Raw genomic sequence first — 9,620 nt, forward strand, 5'->3', positions numbered from 1 at the left:
TGATGGAAAATCAACATAGAGAAAAGCATCACTCGTCCTTAAGTAGAATCCAGTTAAAAGGGGGAGCAGTAAAATTTTTCGCCCTGTCGTTGACTGCACTCTTTGTTTTGACCGCGTGTTCTGAGCCACCGACAACGGCGCAAATTCCCGTTCAAAATGTTGAGGTGCTAGAAGTCGGTGGAAATGACTCTGAAAGCCAATTGCATTTTCCAGCCATTGCTGCCGCAGCCGACAAAGCGGCATTGTCATTTTTGGTGGCGGGTGAGATTGACAAGATATTTGTAAAACCCGGAGAGGTAGTCGAAAAAGGGACCGTGCTCGCGACCATTGATCCCATCAACTACAAGTTGGCTGCTGACAATGCGCAAGCCAAATTCGATGTGGCGGACAGCCAATATCGTCGTTCTAAACCCCTTGTTGAAAAGGGTTCATTGGCGAAATCACAGTTTGATGAACTGGCCGCACAGCGTCAGATTGCGAAGGCGGAATTGGATATCGCCAAGCTAAAACTGTCCTATACGACGCTGTCAGCCCCCGTTGATGGTGTCATTAGCCGTGTTCCCGTGGAGCAATTTGAAAACGTCGCCATTGGGCAAACCATCCTCAATATTCATGATGCCACACAGGTGGATGTTCGGATCCAAGTGCCAGATGTCATGTTCACTCGGCATGGCGATCGAACCCGAGAAGAAAATTCTCGCGTGATCAACCCAAGCGTTCAAACAGACGATGGGAAAACTTATTCCTCAAGGGTTAAGGAGTTTACGGCCGAGCCAGATCCTACAACAGGTTCTTTTATGGTGACGTTGACCATGCCAATGCCCGAGGACAAATTCATTTTGGATGGAATGACCGTTGAAGTCGTGGTGAAAGAACAAGGCCTACTCAAGGAGCGAGCGAACATTCTCGAAGTCCCTCTGGAAACCATATTCAACGAAGATGGTGATGGGCTGAATAGTGATAACAAGTTTGTTTGGGTAGTGAGCGAAGATAATCAAGTCGAAAAACGACACGTTATGGTGGGAGCACTCACGCCAACGGGAGTGTTAGTCGTTGATGGATTAGAAATGGGTGAAAAAGTGGTGTCTGCAGGTGTGAACAAACTGCGTGCTGATCAGCGCGTCAATATCTTGATGGAAGAGGACGCCAACTGATGAAACAGACTATTGCGAGTTACTTTATTAAAAATAAAGTCATTAGTTGGATGCTAACGCTGATTTTCATTATCGGTGGTACTTCGTCTTTCTTTGGATTGGGGCGATTGGAAGATCCTGCGTTCACACTGAAAGATGCCCTTATTGTGACAAGCTACCCGGGTGCGACGCCACAACAAGTGGAAGAGGAAGTCACTTACCCAATTGAGAAAGCGGTACAGCAACTGGTGTATGTCGATGAAGTCACGTCCATATCTAGCCGAGGCCTGTCACAAATCACGGTAACCATGAAGAACAATTATGGCCCGGATGATTTGCCGCAAATCTGGGATGAAATGCGACGGAAAGTGAATGATCTTCAAGGAAGCCTGCCTCCTGGGGTCAACACGCCACAGGTTATCGATGACTTCGGCGACGTGTATGGTGTTTTGCTTGCCATAACGGGTGAAGGATACTCGTCAAAAGAGCTGACGGATTACGTCGACTTTCTCCGGCGTGATCTCGAGTTGGTTGATGGTGTCGCCAAGGTACAAGTTACCGGCTCCCAACAAGAACAAGTGTTTATCGAAATATCCATGCGACGTCTGTCGAACTTGGGGATCTCCCCCCAGGTGATTTACAACCTTTTAGCGACGCAAAACGTGGTGAGCAATGCCGGTGCGTTGCGGGTGGGTGATGAATATATTCGTATTCACCCAACCGGAGAGTTCCAAAGTGTCGATGAACTTGGCAATCTCATTATCAATGAAGCCGGTTCCAGCGGGCTGATTTACTTAAAAGACGTCGCTGATATTACGCGTGGCTACCAAGATGTACCGAGCAACTTACTTTCTTACAACGGAGAAAGGGCGTTGAATCTCGGCATTTCATTTGCCGAAGGCGTCAATGTTGTAGAAATCGGTCAGCGGGTTGAACGCCGCTTGGCAGAACTCAAAGAAAATCAGCCTATTGGCATTGATATCGGTGTGGTGTATGCACAGCCGGTAGAAGTCGATACGTCAGTTAAAGGTTTTGTGGTTAGTTTGGCGCAAGCCGTGGCGATCGTTATCGTGGTACTGCTGCTGTTTATGGGGTTGCGATCAGGGTTACTGATTGGTTTGATACTGCTGCTAACCGTATCGGGTACCTTCATATTTATGAAGTATTTCCAAATCGACTTGCAGCGAATCTCATTGGGCGCTTTGGTCATTGCATTGGGTATGCTGGTGGACAATGCCATTGTGGTGGTGGAAGGCATACTCATTGGCTTGAAGAAAGGGCGAACGAGGGTCGAAGCTGCCTCTGACATTGTCACTCAAACCAAGTGGCCATTGTTAGGTGCCACCGTCATCTCAGTCACCGCTTTCGCTCCTATTGGTTTGTCGAGCGACTCTACGGGTGAATACTGTGGAACATTATTCACCGTATTGCTAATTTCGCTGATGTTAAGCTGGTTTACAGCCATTACCTTGACGCCATTTTTCGCTAACATGTTCTTTAATGAAGAAAATGTTGAGGAAGGTGAACAAGACAGTGATCCTTACAACGGTATGTTGTTTGTGGTGTACACGAAGTTTCTCGACATTTGTATGCGCCGCGCTTATGTCACCGTATTGGTGCTGTCAGCGGCACTTGCTGCCTCGCTTTTCGGTTTTACGTTACTGAAACAGTCTTTCTTTCCTTCTTCAACAACGCCTATGTATATGGTGGATGTTTGGATGCCAGAAGGTACGGATATTCGTGCGACTCAAGAAACGCTGTCATCGTTGGAAGCGTGGGTGAGCGAGCAATCGAGTGTTGAATATGTGTCGACCAGCACAGGTAAAGGCACTCAACGTTTTATGTTGACGTATGCGCCTGAGAAAAGTTACTCCGCCTACGGTGAACTGATCATTCGTGTGCAGGATTACGATGCCGTACTTCCTTCCATGGCTGCGGTGCGAGCGCACATTGATAAAGAGTTCCCTGGCATTCAGTACAAGCTAAAACGCATCGAGTTAGGGCCATCGAGCGGGTCAAAAATTGAAACGCGAATAGTCGGGTCTGACCCGAGCGTATTGCGTTCAATTGCCGCGAAGATAGTCGATACATTAAAAGCTGATCCCGATGCGGTGAATGTTCGTCACGATTGGAGAGAGCGAACGAAAATTCTGCAACCCGAGTTTAATGAAAGCCAAGCACGACGCTATGGCATCACTAAAGCGGATGTAGACGACCTATTCATGATGTCATTTTCAGGCTTAAGCGTCGGCGTTTATCGCGATGGAACCACCTTGATGCCCATTGTGGCGAGGTTGCCAGAGCTAGAACGTGTTGATGTGAAAACGATTGAGGGGATAAAAATTTGGAGCCCCGTGCTCAATGATTTCGTTCCGCTGCAACAGGTTATCTTAGGTTACGATTTGATTTGGGAAGACCCGTTGATTGTGCGTGAGAATCGCAAGCGCACATTAACGGTATTTGCCGATCCGGATCCGCTAAGAGATGTGACTGCAGCAACCTTGCTGAAAAGGGTGAAGCCAGAAATTGAGGCGATTCCTCTTCCTAAAGGTTACAGCATTGAATGGGGTGGGGAATATGAGTCATCGGGCGATGCACAAGAAAGCTTGTTCACGACCATGCCTCTTGGCTATCTGTTCATGTTCCTGATTACTGTGTTCCTGTTTAATTCAGTGAAAGATTCTCTCATCGTTTGGTTGACTGTGCCTTTGGCGATCATTGGTGTGACGACAGGTCTATTGGTGCTGAATACACCATTTGGCTTCATGGCGTTGCTGGGTTTCCTGAGTTTGTCAGGGATGCTCATCAAAAACGGTATCGTGTTGATTGACCAAATCAACATCGAAATGCAGAGCGGAAAAGAACCTTATACTGCGATTGTCGATGCGGCCGTGAGCCGTGTTCGCCCTGTATGTATGGCGGCGATAACGACTGTGTTAGGTATGCTTCCGCTGTTGCCTGATGTCTTCTTTAAACCGATGGCAGTAACAATAATGTTCGGTCTTGGGTTTGCCACCGTGCTTACATTGATTGTGGTGCCCGTGCTTTATCGAATTTTCTATAGAGTGAAATACCCAGCAGCGGGTTAAAAAACCTTTACTGAGTTAACCAATTTTCACCGTTCAAAGGCCTGTATGTTTTGCAGGCCTTTTTCATTTCTATTTTTTGTCGAAAATCACATACTAAATTTTTTTGAAAAAAAGCACAGATGACTGTGACTTATTTTATATATAAATAACAACAAGTTAATGGGTGATTTTTGGTGTGGATAAGTATTTTTTTATCCACAGAAACGGTTGATAACTCGGTAGACTACTTTGCCGAGCATAGATGCAATGCGGGTTCTCTAAATGTCAATACCTTGGTTTTTGGACAAAAAAATTGGGCTGGAGGGCTTGAAAAGTTTGTGACTTTTCGATGACAAAATGCACGCTGAAAATGCAGTCGTTCTTTGCATGACTTTGAACAAAAGCTCAGGGGATATCACAACGAACATACACTTCAGTGTCGGCATCCAAAGAGAATACATTACTTAAATGACAATTTGTGTACACATCCAAGAACCTGAATCTTGCGTATTCAGGTTCTTGGGTAGAGCGGATGCTTTGTTCCGAGGAAAGGGTGTTAACTCAGTCTGGCTGACTTTCGTCGACTAAGGGACGAGATATCGTTTTGAAGGAATATTTGAGCGCGAGGTAACCACAGACCGCGGCAAGGATCGAACCGATGAATATAGAGATACGCGACAAATCCACTAAGGCATGGTTGTCAGTGCCCGGGAAGGCAAGCGTCGTGATAAATATCGACATAGTAAAACCAATACCACACAGAATAGACGCAGACATCACGTGCATGAACTGGATGCCTTTTGGCATGCTGGCAATACCAAGTTTAATGGATATATAGCAAGCAAGAGAAATACCAATTGGTTTGCCGAAGAGCAGACCTAAGGTGATGCCAAGCGGCAGCGGTTCAGCCAACATGGAAAGGCTAAAGTTATCGAGAGGAACACCGCTGTTTGCGAAAGCAAATAGAGGCAGAATCGCAAAGCTACTCCATGGGTGAATACCATGCTCCAAATACCGTAAGGGGCTTCGAATGCGGTGGTGTTTGATGCGAAGTGGAATGGCGAAGCCAAGAATCACCCCCGCCACCGTGGCATGTACGCCAGATTTCAGCACAGCAACCCAAAGTATGCCGCCAACGAGTAAATAGCCAGTTAATCGCGCAACGCCTTTCGCGTTCATATAAAACAAAGTCACGCTCGCTAACACAGCAATCGATAGTGCAATGATGGACAAGTCACTACTGAAAAACAGCGCAATGATAATGACAGCTCCAAGATCATCGATAACCGCCAATGCGAGTAAAAACACTTTCAAGCTGACAGGAACTTGCTTCCCAAACAGTGCCAACACACCCAAGGTGAAGGCTATATCTGTTGCTGCGGGAATCGCCCAGCCTCCGAGTGCTTCAGGATCGTTGACATTGAGCACCACAAAAATAAGGACAGGTATCACCATCCCACCGATTGCAGCCATTAGCGGAAACATTGCTCTAGAGCGCGTGCGGAGAGCGCCTTGTATTAACTCTCGTTTTACTTCTAAACCAATGAGGAGAAAGAAAATCGCCATCAAGCCATCGTTGATCCAGAGGAGCAAATTCTTCTCGATATCTAGCGATCCCACTTTGAAGTGGATGGGTGTATCGAGTAGGGCAAGGTAGTAAGGAGCGAGGGGAGAGTTAGCAATAAGTAGAGCTAAAAAAGCGGAGGCAATAAGAATGATGCCGGGCGCTGTATCGAGTTGGAAAAAGTCACTGATTTTTTTGCCCAAAACAGACTCCGCTGAATTCGATTTAATACTTAAGTCTAATAACGAAAACAATAAAAGGGCAAAAAATAGTTATTTCATTTTAGAGACTTATTGAATTTTTTTGGCTTCGCCGACAAAGTCATGTGAAACATTCAGCTTATTGCTTTTACCGATAACGTTAAATCAAATACGGCCATTGGTTCATCACCATGTAATGAGGGGCAAGTAGCCGTGATTCTCACGGGTTGATTAATTCGCTCACCGCTTGCCATTGTTTGATCTAGCATCTCATCGATGAGCTTCCCGTCATCACAGGTAAACACCACATCGGCCTCTGGACGTTTTAGGAACTCAGCGGAGACGGATTTAAATGCGAGTGATATTTTCTTGCCGCGAGACTCAGACTTACTCATTGCCATGAAACCGCCAGCTACATCAGCTCCTACCGCCAACACGCCAAAATACATGCTGTTTAGATGATTTTTGTTTCTGCGCTTAAGAGGAATTCGAATTTGAACGCGCTCTTCGTTGAGAACAAGAATCTTGGGACGACAATACCAAATCAAAGGGACTTTGAAGAACCCGAATAGTTTGAGCATTCGGTTTGCGTGTGCGAGAGACTGTTTCATTGTTCTTCCTTGAGTTGAAATGGCCGTATTAACGGTAAAGGCTCAACTGGTCGGATGTCAATGTTAACACTTTGTTTAAAAGGCGGGTTGTGATCGATGTTTCGAATACCCAAGCAACGCTGGTTGGTTTGGGTATTCAATAATGTTTCTATTCAGCCAAACACGTTGAATTCGAAATCTTCAGCCCATTTGCTTGTACAGAGAATGTGGTCAGGAGTGTGAATTCAAGAGCGAAAAGGCTCAGCCAATCAATCCCAATAATTGGGCACGACAAAACGCTACGATGGTTTTGCTGTCCTGAATTTCGTTGTTTGCAATCATATTGGCGACTTGTTCAACGGAGAAGTGCATAACCTCAATGATTTCGTCTTCGTCAAGCTCGCCATCAGTTGCGCTCACTTGTTTGGCGACGAAGAGATACTGGGTTTCATCACAAAATCCAGGAGCGGGAAGAGATTCGCCGATATTGTGCCATTCAGACGCTGCCAATTGCGTTTCTTCTGAGAGTTCGCGCTTTGCACAAGTTTCAGGATGTTCTCCTGTCTCCATCGTGCCTGCGGGAAACTCATAGATCCAGCGGTCAATCGAAGGACGATATTGATGAACCATCACCAATTTCCCATCGTTCGCGACGGGTAAAATGAGCACTGCACCGGGATGTGTAAGCGTAATGTGTTCCGTAACCAGTCCGTTCGGCAAGGTATGCTCGCGAGCTTCAAGCGTGAAACGTTTCCATGCATAAATTGAGGTTGGGGCAGTCATTGATTGGGTTCTCGCCTTAGTCTGTGAGTCGTTAAGCTACAATTCCAAACGCAAATCACCGACGATTAGATCGTGAATGGCATAGAAAGTGTGATCAGACACAATAAAAATGTGTGGTGCTGAAGAAATATGGTAAGATTTGCCGCTATTTTTTGTGGGTGTTAAAGCGCGTGAAGCATCTTATGTATTGCGCAGTAACGACCTGTATATAAAGAAACATACTATAAAGAAACATTGGAGTATCACCTTGCAATTTGAAGACCTGGGTTTAGACAAACGCCTGCTAAAAACCATTGAACATTGGGGTTTTGATTCGGCTACCGATGTTCAGGCATCAGCCATTCCTGTCGTTAATGCAGGAAAAGATCTGTTGGCGTCGTCTAAAACGGGCTCAGGTAAAACACTGGCCTTTTTGCTCCCAGCGATGCAACGCGTTATGCGCGCCAAAGCGTTAACCCGTCGTGATCCTCGTGTTGTCATTCTTGCGCCGACGCGCGAATTGGCAAAACAAGTATATGGTGAACTGCGCAAACTAATTGCTGGTACACAGTATAAAGCCGTGTTGATCCTTGGTGGTGAGAACTTCAATGATCAAGCGAAAGAATTCCGCAAAGACCCTGTGTTCGTTGTTGCGACACCGGGTCGTCTTGCAGACCATCTAGAGCATCGCCATCTTAGTCTTGAAGGGCTAGAAATGCTGATCCTAGATGAAGCTGACCGCATGCTGGATTTAGGCTTCGCGCCACAGTTAAAAGCGATCAACGCAGCGGCAGGACACCGTCGTCGTCAAACGCTGATGTTCTCGGCAACACTCGACCACCATCAGGTGAACGATATTGCTGCGGATATGCTGAACGATCCAAAGCGTGTAGCGATTGGCTTCGTCAACGAAGAACACAAAGACATCGAGCAACGTTTCTACCTATGTGATCACCTCGATCATAAGCAAGCATTGCTTGACCGCGTATTGGCGGATGAAGAATATCAGCAGTTGATGGTGTTCACAGCGACACGTGCTGACACTGACCGTCTGGCAAATATCTTCATCGAACGCGGTATTAAAGCTGTCGCGCTAAGTGGCGAATTGAGCCAAAGCGCTCGTAACCGAATCATGAATGAGTTTGAGCGTGGCCTGCACAAAGTGCTAGTAACGACCGACCTTGCTTCGCGTGGTTTGGATATTTCAAACGTTTCCCACGTGGTGAACTTTGATATGCCAAAACACTCAGAAGAATACGTTCACCGTATCGGCCGTACAGGTCGTGCAGGCAACAAAGGTATTGCGATTTCGTTTGTTGGCCCGAAAGACTGGAACAGCTTCAAAAGCATCGAAGGCTTCCTTGATAAGAAAATGACCTTTGCCACCTTTGAAGGGTTGGCTGGGAAGTTTAAAGGTTTGGTTCCTAAGCGTAAGAAGACGTTTAGCAAGAAACCGACTCAAGCGAAGAAAACAAACAAACCTACATCTAAGAAAGAAGCGCCGAAGAAACGTAACAAAAGCTTCTATCAAGGTGTTTCTGTGGGTGAGCAAGTCTTCATGGTTAAGAAGAAAAAACCAGCAGAAGAGTAATCTTCAACTGATTGAGAAAGCGCCTTTAAAGGCGCTTTTTTTGTATCTGTTGTTTGCCAAATATCGCTGTTCATTCAATAGGGATACAGGTGAACCAACCAACCCCGTCATGCTAAGAAACGTCTTATTTTTTGGAAACGAAGAGTAAAAAGTAAAGAGGATCCTTTAAGTGTGAACATCAATGAATATTTTGTTTAGAGGATACTTATACTCGCAAAAAGAAAGCGCTTTCATTTCGTTGTTTAGACAAATAATTCGCACAAATTCGTTGTAGTAATAAGGCTTACCTCTTGAATACCATGAAGTTATATTTTTGTTTATGTGTTGCTTTGATGCTGTCTGCGTGTGGTGGCGGGGACGGTGGTGACGAAACCAGTTCTAGCACTGCACTCACTCATGATCTGAATGTTGCTCTGATGAATGAAGACACAAATCAGGGTGTGTCAAACGCCACCGTGAGTGTGGGAAGTGACACTAAACAAACTGATATTTCTGGCAATGCGCTGTTCTCACTCCCCATTGGTAATCATACGTTTTCTGTTTACCACGACGATTACCGTAGTGTGAGACGCAATATCAGCGTGAGTGATTTGGGAGGTAACATTGAAATTCGACTGACCAAAATCAGCGGTTCAGAAGATGGCGACGGATCAGAAGGCGACGTTGGCACAGACGGTGGCGAAGGCACGGACGGCGGTGATGGCACAGACGG

At 46.0% G+C, this 9,620-nt stretch carries 6 protein-coding genes and 1 pseudogene; 4 read left to right on the forward strand and 3 right to left on the reverse strand.

Features of this window, described 5'->3' with window-relative positions:
• Window positions 1-2 precede the first annotated feature (2 nt).
• Together Q365_RS0104765 and Q365_RS0104770 are read left to right on the forward strand one after the other, a co-directional pair.
• Complete coding sequence (locus tag Q365_RS0104765) at window positions 3-1,154, forward strand: efflux RND transporter periplasmic adaptor subunit (protein WP_035024491.1); 1,152 nt, start codon at window positions 3-5, stop codon at window positions 1,152-1,154.
• Entirely contained in the window at window positions 1,154-4,222 is a 3,069-nt protein-coding gene (locus Q365_RS0104770) for an efflux RND transporter permease subunit (protein WP_028022267.1), read from the forward strand. Before Q365_RS0104765 ends, Q365_RS0104770 begins: the two co-directional genes overlap by 1 nt.
• A 540-nt stretch (window positions 4,223-4,762) precedes the next feature.
• Here the strand turns inward: Q365_RS0104770 and nhaA are convergent.
• From nhaA to Q365_RS0104790, 3 genes are all read right to left on the reverse strand, one after another.
• A complete protein-coding gene (gene nhaA, locus Q365_RS0104780; protein ID WP_028022268.1) occupies window positions 4,763-5,968 on the reverse strand; it encodes a Na+/H+ antiporter NhaA in 1,206 nt (401 codons plus the stop codon).
• A gap of 131 nt (window positions 5,969-6,099) precedes the next feature.
• On the reverse strand, window positions 6,100-6,576 hold the full coding sequence (locus tag Q365_RS0104785; RefSeq protein ID WP_028022269.1) for a PaaI family thioesterase: 477 nt from the start codon (window positions 6,574-6,576) through the stop codon (window positions 6,100-6,102).
• Between the two features lie 240 nt (window positions 6,577-6,816).
• A complete protein-coding gene (locus Q365_RS0104790) occupies window positions 6,817-7,338 on the reverse strand; it encodes an NUDIX hydrolase (protein ID WP_028022270.1) in 522 nt (173 codons plus the stop codon).
• Window positions 7,339-7,585: 247 nt separating this feature from the next.
• Here Q365_RS0104790 and Q365_RS0104795 point away from each other — a divergent pair, with 247 nt between their 5' ends.
• Together Q365_RS0104795 and Q365_RS0104800 are read left to right on the forward strand one after the other, a co-directional pair.
• On the forward strand, window positions 7,586-8,908 hold the full coding sequence (locus tag Q365_RS0104795) for a DEAD/DEAH box helicase (RefSeq protein ID WP_028022271.1): 1,323 nt from the start codon (window positions 7,586-7,588) through the stop codon (window positions 8,906-8,908).
• A gap of 299 nt (window positions 8,909-9,207) precedes the next feature.
• Window positions 9,208-9,620, forward strand: a pseudogene (locus tag Q365_RS0104800) (hypothetical protein); the annotation flags it as partial.

It is taken from the genome of Enterovibrio calviensis DSM 14347 (genome assembly GCF_000621165.1).
In the GTDB taxonomy this organism is placed as follows: domain Bacteria; phylum Pseudomonadota; class Gammaproteobacteria; order Enterobacterales; family Vibrionaceae; genus Enterovibrio; species Enterovibrio calviensis.

What these genes read in the sequence shown, in the direction of transcription:
- Q365_RS0104785 (WP_028022269.1), bottom strand. Translation starts at nt 6,576, where the DNA reads ATGAAACAGTCTCTCGCACACGCAAACCGAATGCTCAAACTATTCGGG.
- Q365_RS0104790 (WP_028022270.1), bottom strand. Translation starts at nt 7,338, where the DNA reads ATGACTGCCCCAACCTCAATTTATGCATGGAAACGTTTCACGCTTGAA.
- Q365_RS0104765 (WP_035024491.1), top strand. Translation starts at nt 3, where the DNA reads ATGGAAAATCAACATAGAGAAAAGCATCACTCGTCCTTAAGTAGAATC.
- Q365_RS0104770 (WP_028022267.1), top strand. Translation starts at nt 1,154, where the DNA reads ATGAAACAGACTATTGCGAGTTACTTTATTAAAAATAAAGTCATTAGT.